At 37.6% G+C, this 14,182-nt stretch carries 15 protein-coding genes and 3 pseudogenes; 4 read left to right on the top strand and 14 right to left on the bottom strand.

Annotated features, from left to right (window positions below; translation table 11 throughout):
* Positions 1-325 precede the first annotated feature (325 nt).
* The 3 genes from M5V91_RS29800 to M5V91_RS29810 form a co-directional block, all read right to left on the bottom strand.
* Positions 326-1,243 carry an Abi family protein gene (locus tag M5V91_RS29800; RefSeq protein WP_284522336.1) on the bottom strand — a complete coding sequence of 306 codons (918 nt, stop codon included), beginning with the start codon at positions 1,241-1,243 and terminating at the stop codon, positions 326-328.
* A gap of 248 nt (positions 1,244-1,491) precedes the next feature.
* Positions 1,492-1,935: an ArsI/CadI family heavy metal resistance metalloenzyme gene (locus M5V91_RS29805; protein ID WP_019381018.1), complete on the bottom strand. Its 444-nt coding sequence runs from the start codon at positions 1,933-1,935 to the stop codon at positions 1,492-1,494.
* A gap of 38 nt (positions 1,936-1,973) precedes the next feature.
* Positions 1,974-2,138 (bottom strand): hypothetical protein, encoded by a 165-nt coding sequence (locus tag M5V91_RS29810; protein WP_157888620.1) that lies wholly within the window; start codon positions 2,136-2,138, stop codon positions 1,974-1,976.
* A gap of 305 nt (positions 2,139-2,443) precedes the next feature.
* Between M5V91_RS29810 and M5V91_RS29815 the strand changes: the two genes are divergently transcribed.
* Both M5V91_RS29815 and M5V91_RS29820 read left to right on the top strand, forming a co-directional pair.
* On the top strand, positions 2,444-2,770 hold the full coding sequence (locus M5V91_RS29815) for an ArsR/SmtB family transcription factor (RefSeq protein ID WP_019381019.1): 327 nt from the start codon (positions 2,444-2,446) through the stop codon (positions 2,768-2,770).
* Positions 2,771-2,822: 52 nt separating this feature from the next.
* On the top strand, positions 2,823-3,002 hold the full coding sequence (locus M5V91_RS29820; RefSeq protein WP_284522337.1) for a hypothetical protein: 180 nt from the start codon (positions 2,823-2,825) through the stop codon (positions 3,000-3,002).
* A 383-nt stretch (positions 3,003-3,385) separates the two neighbouring features.
* On the opposite strand, the pseudogene M5V91_RS29825 reads toward M5V91_RS29820, so the two are convergent.
* From M5V91_RS29825 to M5V91_RS29860, 8 genes and pseudogenes are all read right to left on the bottom strand, one after another.
* A pseudogene (locus tag M5V91_RS29825) lies at positions 3,386-3,804 on the bottom strand (protein-tyrosine phosphatase family protein).
* A 14-nt stretch (positions 3,805-3,818) separates the two neighbouring features.
* Complete coding sequence (trxB, locus tag M5V91_RS29830) at positions 3,819-4,766, bottom strand: thioredoxin-disulfide reductase (RefSeq protein ID WP_019381023.1); 948 nt, start codon at positions 4,764-4,766, stop codon at positions 3,819-3,821.
* Positions 4,767-4,779: 13 nt separating this feature from the next.
* Positions 4,780-6,551, bottom strand: a pseudogene (gene arsA / locus M5V91_RS29835) (arsenical pump-driving ATPase).
* A gap of 21 nt (positions 6,552-6,572) precedes the next feature.
* Entirely contained in the window at positions 6,573-6,926 is a 354-nt protein-coding gene (gene arsD, locus M5V91_RS29840; protein WP_019381025.1) for an arsenite efflux transporter metallochaperone ArsD, read from the bottom strand.
* A 90-nt stretch (positions 6,927-7,016) separates the two neighbouring features.
* The gene (gene arsC, locus M5V91_RS29845) at positions 7,017-7,436 is read right to left on the bottom strand and encodes an arsenate reductase (thioredoxin) (RefSeq protein WP_019381026.1); all 420 of its coding nucleotides are present in this window, start codon (positions 7,434-7,436) and stop codon (positions 7,017-7,019) included.
* A 28-nt stretch (positions 7,437-7,464) separates the two neighbouring features.
* Positions 7,465-8,759: pseudogene (locus tag M5V91_RS29850) on the bottom strand (arsenic transporter).
* A 14-nt stretch (positions 8,760-8,773) separates the two neighbouring features.
* Positions 8,774-9,118: an ArsR/SmtB family transcription factor gene (locus M5V91_RS29855; protein WP_019381028.1), complete on the bottom strand. Its 345-nt coding sequence runs from the start codon at positions 9,116-9,118 to the stop codon at positions 8,774-8,776.
* 250 nt (positions 9,119-9,368) lie between these two features.
* Entirely contained in the window at positions 9,369-9,779 is a 411-nt protein-coding gene (locus M5V91_RS29860; protein ID WP_284522338.1) for a MerR family transcriptional regulator, read from the bottom strand.
* 317 nt (positions 9,780-10,096) lie between these two features.
* Here M5V91_RS29860 and M5V91_RS29865 point away from each other — a divergent pair, with 317 nt between their 5' ends.
* Both M5V91_RS29865 and M5V91_RS29870 read left to right on the top strand, forming a co-directional pair.
* Positions 10,097-10,429 (top strand): hypothetical protein, encoded by a 333-nt coding sequence (locus M5V91_RS29865; protein ID WP_019381030.1) that lies wholly within the window; start codon positions 10,097-10,099, stop codon positions 10,427-10,429.
* Positions 10,430-10,616: 187 nt separating this feature from the next.
* Positions 10,617-11,588 carry an arsenic resistance protein gene (locus tag M5V91_RS29870; protein WP_019381031.1) on the top strand — a complete coding sequence of 324 codons (972 nt, stop codon included), beginning with the start codon at positions 10,617-10,619 and terminating at the stop codon, positions 11,586-11,588.
* A gap of 215 nt (positions 11,589-11,803) precedes the next feature.
* On the opposite strand, the gene M5V91_RS29875 is transcribed toward M5V91_RS29870, so the two are convergent.
* From M5V91_RS29875 to M5V91_RS29885, 3 genes are all read right to left on the bottom strand, one after another.
* A complete protein-coding gene (locus M5V91_RS29875; protein ID WP_019381032.1) occupies positions 11,804-12,004 on the bottom strand; it encodes a hypothetical protein in 201 nt (66 codons plus the stop codon).
* A gap of 338 nt (positions 12,005-12,342) precedes the next feature.
* Positions 12,343-12,840, bottom strand: coding sequence for an arsinothricin resistance N-acetyltransferase ArsN1 family A (locus M5V91_RS29880; protein WP_019381033.1), 498 nt, complete (start codon positions 12,838-12,840; stop codon positions 12,343-12,345).
* A gap of 59 nt (positions 12,841-12,899) precedes the next feature.
* The gene (locus tag M5V91_RS29885) at positions 12,900-14,159 is read right to left on the bottom strand and encodes an MFS transporter (protein ID WP_019381034.1); all 1,260 of its coding nucleotides are present in this window, start codon (positions 14,157-14,159) and stop codon (positions 12,900-12,902) included.
* Positions 14,160-14,182 lie beyond the last annotated feature (23 nt).

Raw genomic sequence — 14,182 nt, forward strand, 5'->3', positions numbered from 1 at the left:
CTTAATATAGGTACTCTTACTTCCCATATGATATACTTTTTTTGTACAGCAAACGCAGGGTGGGCAGCGGTCTCCTCCAATCCATTAAGGAAAGGGGTGCCGCTGATGGTTACGTATGAAGCAATGAACTTGATGGTGAGCTTTATCAATACCCAAATTAAAAAAATGCACATAAAATATAGGGTTATACACATTATTCATGTTTAATATGTATAACCCTTTTTTGTACACTATCGCATCATTTTTTAAAACCATAGTAAATAAAAACCACCATCCAATGATTAGAAAACATGTCATTAAACGTGGAAAAAGGAGAGTGATTTATTCACTCTCCTGGATTATGGCTTTTTTTATTTGCTTTTTCCAAAAGTTTTTTCCAGTTTGAAGGAAATCCAATATGAACAAAGTCAATATCTGACTCATATTCAGATATAAGAGCATCCAGATCCGTAATAAATCTATTTCCTTCAGTTCTGGTTAGTAATCTTTCAGTTATATAAATACCAGAGTATATATACTGATTGCTAAAATGCTTAAATTCATCCCTGAATAATTTAGGTTTGAATGTGAGCTGCTTGTTATATAGTCGGCCATAATGAGCACAAACATTACGGACGTTGGATAAAGTTTGTAGCCAACTTTCCATATAAAGATAAGGGACATTGTAATAGTTTTTTGCTATATGTCTTTTTAAATCTTCTTTTAGATTTCGATAAAATTTAGAAAGAAATCCAAAAGAAGTGACTTCTATGGCAGCCCAAATTGGGAATTCACCGTCGTATTTTTTGAAGTGATGTTCTACAAACAGCTCACCTCTACGACTCTTTTCAATTAACATATCTAGCTCGGATAATGAATCTTGATGGAATTTTTCATTAATAAAGTTTTCTTTATCTCTATATCCCAAAGGTCCGAATTTATGTGCTGTTTCATAGGAGATATGCGTTCTAAAGGCAATTTCAATGGTTTCCATTGCTCCTAAGAGTAATAAACGTAAGCGACGATCAAAATCATATATTGAAAGCATTTTATTAAATGATGAACCTGCTACATAATCATCTTTTATTAGTGGATCCTTAAGAGTAAGTCCATAAGCTGTTAGTCGATAATAATTAACACGCTGCAGGGTATTTTCGGCATATTCTGAATCTTCAATGTAAAGTTTTCTACCCTTATATAACTCTACTTGTTCTTTAAACGTAGTAGGTGGTTTTATTTTGGACTTATCTCTTTCAGAAGTCAAAATTATTTTCTCCTTAAATAAAAAATGACCCACCTTGGTCCGCATTGATAAGAGGCGTGGTGGGTTCTGTTACCATTATAATATTTGATTTGACCACGAATGTCAACAAAATACCACTTTAGATAGGTTTAAATGATATATTTCTGAGCTGTTTTTTTGTTATCTAAAAAGACTCTTGAAGTCAATAGTATATTTAAAGAATAAATAAATATTCGGCGGGTCTGAGATTCTCAGTTTTTTATTTGTTGTTATGAACAACACGAAGAATTTTTAATTTCAATTTTGACTGGTTCCGGCGTACAGCAGGAGGAATCAGTCTTCATTGACTCCACATCAGATTTAGTATAGAAAAATTCCCATTCGTTTCCGTCTGGATCCGTCACCCAAAATTTATCCTGCGTAGCATAGCAGCAAGTAACATCCATCTCTTCACGGGCAAAGAAACCGAGTTTCTCTAATCGTTCTTTGTGTTGGACAACTTCTTCCCGATTTTCGACCTGAAAACCAAAATGCCCCACCTGGTTTCCTGAAACCTCATCCTTTAAATTCAAGGTGAAATTGAGACCTGGATCTTCAAGTAAAAACTTTGCATAATCTTCTTTTACTTTTACTGGTTCAGTATTAAATACTTTTGAGTAGAATTCAATTGATTGATTTAAGTCCGTTACATTAATTCCTACATGTACCTTCATACTAATCGCTCCTTTAGGTCCTTTAAGATTTTTTTATATTAGCAGCAAGAGGTCTGTTGTTCATCAGATGTGCCGCTGCAGGAAGACTGTACCTCCGAAGTTCCGCAGCAGTGGTCTTCCTGTGTCGTTGCCTCCTTGATTTCATTATCACAGCAGCCAGATGACTTAGAGGATTTGCCAGTAAACTTGTTAATAATATTCATCTTTAACAGCTCCCTTTTTTAAATCAATTTTTTTGATTTATAATTAAAGTATATTAGCAATTATTTCTAAATGCAACCGATTTATCAAAATAATTTGATTAATTATTTTTTAAGTAGTTAATAGTTTTTATCGATGGATTTCAAATCTGAATTAATGAAAATCCTCACCTTGAAAAATTAACATTATGATAATCATCTATTTTGCTTATTAATCAAATTATTTTGATTTTACAAATTGACATATGAAAATTTTGGATATATGATTAACTCATCAAGAATTTTTGATTAAAGAAAGAGTGGATGCAATGAAATCAGAAATAACAAACCAAAATCAATCAATGGACCATCTATTTGAGCATTATGAGGGAAAGTTTAAAGCCATAGCAGATAAAAAGCGGCTTCAAATTATGAATTTATTAACCCAGAACGGCTCCATGTGCGTGTGTGATCTCGCTCCACTAATGGAAATGAGCCAATCCAAACTGTCCTATCATTTAAAGATCTTACTGGATGCCAATATTATCAAAAAAGAAACAAAAGGCACCTGGAGTTTTTACGAACTGAATCAAGAAGAATTAAATCACCTATTATCGTCAGAGCTATGCTGCTTGTTTAAACCTACTTGCTGCTAAATTTTTTTAAAATATATATCAACTTTTTTTGATTAATAAGGAGGAGTTAAAGATGGATTATTACAATTATGAATTGATCATTAAAACAAAACAGCAGGAAACAAACGAGGAATCCTTTTTTAGAAAACTTGTCACGAAGTTCTCTTCAGTAAAAAAGCCTCAGAACCAAGCAAACAAAATCAATGTGTTTGCATTTGCGAATGCTAGAATGAATAACAATGAATTGGAGTAATTTTTGGAGGAAAAGTTAAAGGAGCTGGTGTTCACCAAGCTCCTTTAATAATCCTAGCAGCAATCACTTTCATTCCCTAATAGCACAAGTCCATTCGCTTCCTGGCTAAAATCCAAAACAAGATTTTGTGTTACGTTTTCAATGTTAGGATCGATTGCCACTGTGATGCCGTTAATCTCACTAATTTTATCCTCTTCACCTGGCTCATCCAGAGCCAGTCCTACCTTTGGCTGTCCTCAGCCAAAGCCTGCAAAATAAAAACGTACGTTTTTGGCATTGTGTTCTTCAAATAACTGTTTCAAGAAATCACGAGCCTGATCTGTAATATTCACGTTCTCCTCACCCCTAATTTATATTCAATGAAGCCTCAAACCATTTTATCATTAAGCATTGGGGAAAAGACGATGAAGGGACTCTTTCATTTCTGGTTTTACATTGATTTTAGGACGTGCGGCCTTCGCCATCTCTTCTGCTTCTTCGATTGTCTTAGCTTTTCCTAGCGATAACAATGATCCAATTGCAACAGTCCCAGTGCGGTTGCTTCCTCCCGCACAGTGGAAGTACACTTTTTCCCCTCATTATAGGCATTCACCACATGCTCAATAGACTGCTTAATGGATCCATCCTGATTTTCTGCATCATCCACAATAGGACTATGAATCCGATCATAGTCCGCTTCTGGAGCCTCTGCCCGCAAATCGAAAATTACATCTGCTTTTTCATTTCTCATCATCTCTTTTACATCATCGGCTCCGCCAATGTAGATACGATCTTTTATTAATTCATGATAGTTTTTTGTCATGATGCTCCCGCCTTTTATAGTGATTTGCTCCAATCGTGTGTTGGAGTTCCTTCTAGGTACCGTTCGGCATCAAGTGCTGACATGCATCCTGTTCCTGCAGCTGTAATTGCCTGGCGGTATTTCTTATCTTGTACATCACCGCAGGCAAAAACGCCAGGGATATTGGTTTCCGTTGTTCCAGGTACAACATTAATATAGCCTGTTTCATCCGTTTCGATTTGTCCATTGAGGAAAGCCGTATTTGGCGTATGTCCAATCGCAACGAAAATCCCGTCTGTTTCGATCACTTCTTCTTTTCCTGTCACATTGTCTCGAACTTTTAAGCCTGTCACTTTCATTCCATCGGATATCACTTCAATCGGCGTATTGTTGAGCGCCCAAGATATTTTCGCATTCTCTTTGGCACGATCCTGCATAATCTTTGAAGCCCTAAGTTCGTCACGGCGGTGAACAACGGTCACTTCTGAAGCAAACTTCGTTAAGAAATTGGCTTCTTCCATAGCCGAATCCCCACCGCCAACGATAATCACTTTCTTGCCGCGATAAAAGAATCCGTCACAAGTCGCACATGTGCTGACTCCCCGTCCAATATTTTCTAATTCACCAGGAATGCCTAGAAGTTTAGCGGATGCACCCGTGGAAAGAATCAGCGCTTCCGTCTGTATTTCTCCTAAACCGCTCACTTTTAGTGTAAATGGCTTTTTGGAAAGATCTGTTTCAGTTACCCACCCTCTTTTAAACTCAGCTCCAAATCTTTCTGCCTGCTTTCGCATATTGTCCATTAATTCAGGACCCATTACCCCGTCTGTAAACCCTGGAAAATTCTCTACTTCGGTTGTTAACGTCAATTGTCCTCCTGGCTGCGTACCCTCGATCACTATTGGCTTCATATTTGCACGCGCTAAATAAATGGCTGCTGTTAATCCTGCTGGACCTGTCCCTAAAATGACGACCTTTTCCATCTTAATCCCTCCGCTATTGGTTGATAAACTTCTTCAATTCCTGGTGTCCAGAGCCTTCTTCGCTCTGTAATGGAACAATGGCACATTTTTCGCTTAGCTCATTGGTCACTTTTTCAATCCAGTTGATCTCAGCACTTGCTCTTCCTTTTAGAACAGGATCTTTTGTTTCTGTTGCATATAGACTTTGGTTAATCAGCCACCACTTAGGCGTAATATCTGCTCGTTTTAAGTCATCCTGCAAACGGCCAGCTTCCAGTACAGGAGTTGCTTCAGCCAATGTAACAATCACGACTCCTGTTTCTTTTGGGTTTCTTAACCTTGGAAGCAGCATTTTGACACTTTCAGGCACCTCACCCGTTGAGCGCGCAAGCTCTTTATGATAGGACTGAGCCGCATCCAGCAGCAAGAGGGTATGTCCTGATGGAGCGGTATCAATGACCACCACTTCATCCTTCGATTTCTCAACGACTTCTGCAAAAGCCCGAAATACTGCAATCTCCTCTGTACATGGGGAATTTAAATCCTCTTCTATATAAGCTAAAGACTCATCATCCAGTTCACCACTTACATTGGATAGTACCTCGGCTTTATACGCCTCAACTTCTTTTTTGGATCGATGCGGCTGATGCTCAGGTTCTGATTCAGCTGGCTATTCTGGAAGACAAATTCGAGATGAGCTGCGGGATCCGTGGTGGTCAAATGGACTTTGTGACCTTTTTCTGCTAAGCCGACCGCGATAGCAGAGGCCATTGTTGTTTTGCCGACTCCACCCTTGCCCATTGTAAAGATAACTCTTGTATTAGTAGAAGAAAAATCTTCAATGACTTCACTTAGTCCAGGCAAACTGATCAAATTTTGCTCCATAGCCAATTCAGTCTGCGGAAGGATAAACTGCTTAAACAAATAGCGCAGATTTTTAATCCCTGTAAGGGAATAGGAGACAAATGGCAGTGAATAAGTCGCCACTTGCTTCAGATCGTCTGGCATCCGTTTTAAGGCGTTCCGCTGACGATGGAAGAATGACGCTGAAACCTCATCATCATGAATATGGGACTGCATTAATCCATTTATAATCAGACTCTGGTTCTTGATGCCAATCTCTTTTAATTCTTTGGCAGCACGGCTTGCTTCAACTAAAGAAGATTCATCTGGTCTTGCCACCAGAATTAATGTGGTTTGGGTCGAATCAGCAAGAGCGTCCATCGTAATGGAATAAATCTGTTTCTTTTCCGCAAGTCCTGAGAGTGGTCCCAGGCATGAAGCACCATGCGTGCTTTCTTCTAAAAATCCGCTCCAGGCGGTTGGCAGCTGAAGGAGACGAAGAGTATGGCCTGTTGGTGCGGTATCAAAAATAATGTGATCATAAGCCTCTACAACGGAGGCGTCTGAAAGCAAACTAGTGAATTCATCAAATGCGGCAATTTCAACCGTACAGGCACCTGATAGCTGTTCTTCCATTGTCGCCACAACTGAATCTGGGAGCTTGCCGCGATAAGGTCCAATCGTCTTTTCCCGATAAGCGCGGGCTGCTTCCTCTGGGTCAAGATTACAGGCAGAAAGATTCGAAACCCCAGGCACAGGCATAGGTGTGTTTGTTAGCTCTACCTCTAAAACATCCTGCAAGTTGGATGCCGGATCCGTACTGACAAGCAGAACCCGCTTTCCTTCATCCGCAAGCTTGACAGCCGAGGCACAAGCCGTTGACGTTTTCCCTACTCCTCCTTTTCCTGTAAAGAAAAGAAATTTCGTATTCGTTACCGCCCTTGTATCAAATGGTTGAAACATGCATCTTCCTCCTTCCTATTTTCAGATCAGCTTGAATTTTACGTTTGGCTTTTTAAGAGCGAGATCTTCCACTTTCACTTCAAACCATTGTGCAAGTTCATCGTTTGAAGGATACTTGCCTTCCTTCACGACTGCTCCGTTTAATAACGTGACTGGCAGTGCATCAGGTCCCTTTTCATGGAGTACCTTATTTACCTCTTTATTGTCTGCAAACACAGCTGGTTCATTGGCCAGGTTGTATCGTTTAATATCAAAGCCTTTTTTCTCCAATGCGAAGACAGCCGATGCCATTCTGGTTAGTTCTGGGTCTACACTCGGACCGCACACACCCGTTGGACAGCATAGTGCAGGGTCAAAGATTTCAATTTTATTCATGATTTTCGCTCCCTTACAATTAAATAAGCATATACTTATATATAAGATGAAAGGATAGCCAAGAGAGTGATTTCTCTTGGCTATTTTCTTTTACTTCCCTGTTTCGGCAAACGTTTTAATGCGGTCGCCAATTTCATCACGCACACGCTGGAAGAACGCCCATTTTTCTTCATCTGTTCCTTCTGCTTTTGCAGGATCATCAAATCCCCAGTGTTCGCGTTTCACGTGAGGAGGAGTCATTGGACATTTGTCAGCTGCATCTCCGCAAAGTGTGACAACTAAATCAGCATTATTAAGGATTTCAGGGTCAATAATATCAGAAGTTTGATTGGAAATATCAATGCCAGCTTCTTTCATTGCCTTTACAGCATTTGGATTCAAACCATGTGCTTCGATTCCTGCGCTATATACATTCCACTCATCACCTAAATGCTGCTTTGCCCAACCTTCAGCCATCTGGCTGCGGCAAGAGTTACCTGTACATAGAAAGTAGATTGTTTTTTTAGTCATGTTGAGATTCTCCTTTAGGTAAGTTTTTTTAAATGATCAGTAACCAAATATATAGACCAACCAATGTAATGAACAATGTTGGAATGGTTAATATAATGCCAGTTTTAAAGTAAGTACCCCAGGAGATTTTAACTCCCTTTAAAGACAACACATGAAGCCATAGTAAGGTTGCAAGGGAACCAATCGGTGTAATCTTCGGACCTAAATCAGATCCAATGACATTCGCATAAATGAGTGCTTCTCGGATCACACCGCTAGTATTGGTGTCAGCAATAGCCAGTGCGTCAATCATAACGGTTGGCATATTATTCATCACAGATGAAAGAATGGCCGCAATGAATCCCATACCGATGGTTGCCGCAAATAATCCCTGGTCAGCTGTCATTTGAATTAAATCAGCCAACACATTAGTAAGACCTACGTTTCTCAGCCCGTAAACCACTACATACATTCCGATGGAGAAGAACACAATGGCCCAAGGTGCGCCTTTGATAACGGTACGCGTATTAACTGCTGGGCTTCTGCGCGCCATTAGCAGGAAGAAAATCGCTACAATTCCTGCAATAATGGAAACTGGAACGCCAATAAATTCACTTGCAAAATAGCCGATTAATAGGATTCCTAACACAAGCCAGGACAAACGGAACATTTTGCTGTCACGAACCGCCTCAGCTGGTTTTTTCAAATGTGATAAATCATAATTCTTCGGTATGCTTTTTCTAAAGTATAAGTATAAGACGGTGATGCTTGCTGCTAGTGAAAAGAAGTTTGGAATAATCATTCTGGATGCAAATTCCACAAACCCGATTCCAAAAAAGTCAGCCGAAACGATATTAACAAGGTTGCTGACAACCAAAGGCAGTGATGTCGTATCGGCAATAAATCCGCTCGCAATGATAAATGGAAAAACCATTTTTTCTTCAAATTTCAAGTTTCTTACCATCGCAAGAACAATTGGCGTCAGAATCAATGCTGCTCCATCATTCGCGAAGAATGCCGCAACCAAAGCTCCCAATATGGAAACATACACGAACATCCTTACTCCGTTTCCTTTTGCAGCTCTTGCCATATGGAGAGCTGCCCATTCAAAAATCCAATCTCATCTAAAATAAGTGAAATGATAATGATGGCAATGAAAGCAAGCGTTGCATTCCAGACAATCGATGTAACATCTATCACATCATTGAAGTCAACTACTCCCACAAGTAAGGCAAGAATAGCGCCTCCACAGGCAGACCATCCGATTGATAAACCTTTAGGCTGCCATATTACTAATATGAGGGTGATCAAAAATATCACCGATGCTAATACAATTTGAGTCAATGTGATACCCCCTCTTACTCACAAGAAATTCTTAGTCCCTGTTCTTCCAGTTCTGTTAGTTTATAATCCTGGCTTGGAAGGTGATCCAGCAGGTTATGCACCATTGGATAGTAGTCACTGTCCTTATTCAGTGAATAAATAATCCATTGACCTCTCCTGGCTTCCCTTACCACGCCTGCATCTTTTAACTTCCGAATATGCTGGCTGATGGCAGGCTGGCTCATTTTAAATATCTCCACAAATTCACATACGCAACAATCGTTGTTGTCTAGAATTTTCACCATAGTTAGTCGTGTCTTATCGCCTAATAATTTTAAGATGGTTGCTGCTTTATCGATTTCAACTGTAGAAACTTTCATCCTGTGTTCACCTCCGACTTTCGATATCAGTATATAATAATTCACTTATATAAGTAAATGCTTTTTTCTTATTTGCAAAACCTTTACTTATAGTTTGCTTTTTTAAGTTAAATTATTAGTGGTGACCCTCTAACTGATTAGTAAACAAAGGGCTATAAAGTTCCAATACAGTTATTTAATTTTAAACCTTAAACGTGCATAACCCCGTTATAATTTTATGACGGGGTTATAATAAAGTTATTAAATTTTTTTAACTACAAGTAGCGTTTGAATTAACCTTAGTGAAACATTCTGACCAGGTTTGACATTTGCACTTTAAACCATTATTTAAAACTTCTAACATTTCTTCAATATGCTTCTTTTGTTTTTCTAAATCAACACACTTGGTAAACGCCATTTGTTCCCACCTTTCAGATGGAGTATCCTTGCTATCGAATCCCTCCAAAAGTACGGTTATTTCTTGAATACTAAAACCTGCTAACTGAGCAGTTTTTATAAACTTTAGTTGGTGCAAAACATCTATTGTATAGCGTCTCTGTCCACTTACCCTTGTAGGTATTGGCATTATTCCTATTGATTCATAAAAACGAATAGCAGAAGGACTAACATTAGCTTTTTTTGCTAACTCTCCAATTGAAAAAAGAACCCATCTAAATATCACCTCTTGACTTAAAGTTTACTTTAAGTATTACACTTTAAACAAATATTAAAGGTGGAGTTTCTTTGAAAATATATTTGCAGGCTTTGGGATCATTGAGTTATGTGCACTTTGTTGTGCGTTCCCTTTCCTTTTAGTTGGATTAACTGGGGTATTAGGAATCGGTTTGGTTTTTTTCGAATTAGGGATTCTTACTAACCGCTTTGTCCTTAGCTGTTTTTATATTTTAAAAGATCGGTGCGTGTAGTACAAATACAGGATGTAATTATAATTCAGGATCATGTAAGCATAGATAATTTCATAATGGAGGTCTTAATAATATGGCTGAATGTAATTGTTGCAAAAGGTTATCAAATGTAGTTTGCAATATTGGATCCTATAATGCAGAAGAAAGGAATCATTATGTTGAGCTACGAAGAGAGTTGACCGAAAATCGCTCAGTTGAGGAAATTCCTTTTGGATATACTTTTATTTATCCCAATCAATCGTCGTTGCTATTAAGAATTGCTGAATGGATTTCTTATGAGAATCGATGCTGTCCATTTATTAGGTTCTCACTTTATGTAAGTGGAGAAGCAGACTCGATAAGATTAGAACTAACAGGAAGTAAAGAAGTCAAAAATCTACTAAAAAAAGAATTTCACTTACCTTAATCCTCTCCCTCTAAACCTTGTCGGTTTAGGGGTTTTTAGAATAAACCAAATAATAATTATGATAATATTAAGTAAAAGTTCCTGTCCAAATTAAATATTTTCTTAACTATCACTTATTACATAAGCCTCTTATTAACAACAATGCAGAAAGTTTGTTTAGGAGACAATAAAAAGGAGCAACCAAATCATGATTTCTAGAGAACAATTAGAAAACAATCAAGTTTGGCTATATGTCATTGTACTAATGATAGCAGCTGGATTTGGATTAATAGTTCCTGATTTCGGATCACAATTAGATGCAACAATTTCTTTAGTCATTGCTATTTTAATGTATAGCATGTTTTCGCAGATTCCTTTTACTTCTTTAAAAGAGTCGTTTGCTAATCGTCGTTTTATTTGGGCTTTATTAACGGTTAACTATATTGCAGTTCCTATTGTGGTGTGGCTTCTATCAAAGTTATTACCCGAATATCCACCGTTATTACTAGGGGTTTATTTAGTTTTACTTACACCTTGTATTGATTATGTGATTGTTTTTACAGCTCTAGGGCGTGGTAATGAAAAGCTTATTCTTATTTCTACGCCTATTCTCTTCATAACTCAAATGCTACTACTACCTTTGTATTTACTATTGTTTATTGGAGATGATGCAGCAGAAATAGTAAACCCAGGTCCATTCCTTGAATCATTTTTTGGTCTTATCGTTATCCCTTTAGGACTTGCTATTGTCCTACAGATATATGCAAAAAAATCACTTGTTGGAAATAAAATAATAGATAAATCAGCATGGCTTCCCGTTCCATTCATGGCTCTTACTCTTTTTGTTGTTGTATCGTCTCAAATAGGTAAATTATCAACATATATTGACCTAATTATTAGTGTAATTCCTATATATATTGCTTTTATGATTATTATGCCTATCATTTCTAGGATTATCGCAAAGTGGTTCAAGCTTGATATTGGTTCAGGGCGTGCACTCATTTTTAGTGGAACAACACGTAATTCACTTGTAGTTCTTCCTCTTGCTTTAGCCTTACCAGATAATTTAAGCACATTAGTAGCAGCAATAATTGTGACTCAAACAATTGTTGAACTTGCAGGTGAACTAATTTATATTCGTTTAGTACCAAATATACTTTTACGTAAAGGATCACCTTAATTTTATATGTCTTTTTAAAAACCGCCTGAAATTAGTATCAGGTTCTCTTTAGGGGAGTTTTAATAAAAAAACACCCAATTTAACAACAATTTTAGCAAGGAAAATATCGGGTAACACAGTTGTAATTTCAGCAAAAAAAGAGCATCCCTGTCGATGCTCTTTTAATATTCAATATTGGTTTAAGAAGTAGCCTACTCCTTTTTAGAAGGCATTTGTCAGCCACCATCTATACAAGTTGCACTTGAACTACCTACAACAGCGTTTAATTCCTTCAGGATTACAGAAAGAGTAGACTCGTTTACTAATGTCTCCAATGTTTCATCAGAGATCGGGATGTTGTATTTGTTAAAAGTATCTGTTGTTTGTTCCCAGACTTCAACAATTGCCTTTGAGGACATGTTTTCTTGAATTACCACAATTATCACTCCTTTTTATTAATTGTACCTCTATAGGAAATCAATTTTGAAATTTAAACTCATTTTCAGTTAAAAATCTACTCCATTTTAACATCGATAGTTGCAATAAAAATCGGATTATAAGATGTGTACATAAACCTTGCACAATCTTTTCCTACTAAAATTAGTGGGGTTTTATATAAACGTATTTAACAATAGACTACCTATCAACAAAAAGACCACCTCGCCAATTACGAAATGCTCTGCTATTATTTTCCTTGTTATTTTAGGTAAAACCCCTTAAAGGGAACCCCTTAAAATATTTGCTGCATCTTTTATTAACAAATTGCCATTATAAATTAAAGAAGTTTTTCCATTGCCATTACATCAACAAATTTTCCATCTAAAACACCTTGGTTTTGAAAAATACCCACTTCTCGAAAACCCATTTTTTTATAAAGCCCTTGCCCTAATCCGTTAAAAGGGAAAGTAAATAAAACTAATTTGTGAAAGTTATTTTCTCTAGCTTTGGCTTCCAAAGTGGAAAGAAGTTTTCCTCCTACGCCTTTGCCTCTGGATTCCCTGGAGATATAAACTGAGATATCTGCAACCCCATTATATGCACTACGATTGTTATATGGATTTAAGGATGCCCAGCCAATTATGTTTCTTCCCTCTTCTGCAACCACTACACTAAATCTATCTTTATGATGCTTGAACCATTCTTTCATATATGAAGAATCTTTTATCTCTGTTTCTAACGTTGCAATCCGATCTTCTATTCCTTGATTATATATAGCCAGTATAGCTTTTAAATCTGACTCCCTGGCTCCGCGAACAACTGCTTCACTTATCATTAAAGTTCCTCCACTCGTCCCGATTAATCTTGTTTTCAAGTATATATACAATACGACCTTTAATAAGCTTTGTTAAACCCTTTATTATGGCTATTGATTAATGTATTTAACCTTTTTGCTAAAACTGACCATATAATAGCCAAAATAAGGAGTGTTACTGCACCACCCCAATATATAAAGTTAAAACCAGCCTCTAACTGTATTAAAATGAAACTAAGTGCTGGTCCTAAAGCAGCCCCTACATCTTGAGAGATGGAGTATATGGTAAGGAAAGAAACCACGTTTGCAGTCTTTGCTGTGTCCAGTGCAATCGTGTCCAGTAGGGTAGTTAAAATTGTAGCTCCAGCCATCACTAAAAGAGTAATGACTATCCATATTCCTAACGGAAGTCTAATAGATATCATTCCAAAGACAACCCCTGCAAAAATTAAGGAAACAATAAAAATTGGCAACCTTCCTCGAGAGCCATCAGACCATTGCCCAACAGTCCTTCCCAGGAAAGGCTCCCAAGCCCATCTAACTGCTTGGATTATGCCTGATAATAACGTTACACTAATAACCACACTCAATATTGAAATATGCTCTCCGTAAAAATGTTCAATCATGGGACTCAGAGTGGATGTTAGTATTCCTTGATATAACATAGCAATGAGAAAACCTGAAACGATGATGGATACTTTATACCCTGTCTTGCCAATGAAAGGCTTACTTTTATTGATGTCACCTTTCTCTTCAGAAGTCTCATTATCCTGAGTAAAATTAGATTTCAAAATTAAAGGGAGGCCCAATAGGGTCAAAATACCAAACCCAACTGAAACCGTGCTTAAGCCAATGATCGGAACTAACAAACCGCCAATCAGCATACCCACTAGACTTCCTGTTCGGTAGAGTCCATTATATAGCCCCATGGAACTTCCCCGCTTATTGTTATCAGAATATAGGGCAACAACCGATAATCCGCCGATTCGAAAAAATGACCAAGCAATCCCCCATACTGCACGCAGGATTACCCAGGCGATAAAACCTTCAAAAACACCATAACCTATCGTAGTAAATCCGCCTAATAGAACAGCTATTATCAGTCCAGTCTTCAATGAAATACGTTTATACATCCAACCAACCAAAGGATTAAAAGGCAATCTTATGAAGCGATTTATAGAAAGTAGCACACCAACTTGCCAAATTGATTCAATGCCTGCAGTTTCCCAATAGATAGGCAAGGCAATGTACAGCATGGAATCTCCTAAGAGACTTAAAGCTGTGACTAAGGCGACTATTATAATAGGATTTGAAGACATTTTATCTTTAATAGTCACCATGGTTCATCCTCTCGGAAGATATA

The sequence above is a fragment of the Cytobacillus pseudoceanisediminis genome (assembly GCF_023516215.1).
GTDB lineage: Bacteria > Bacillota > Bacilli > Bacillales > Cytobacillaceae > Cytobacillus > Cytobacillus pseudoceanisediminis.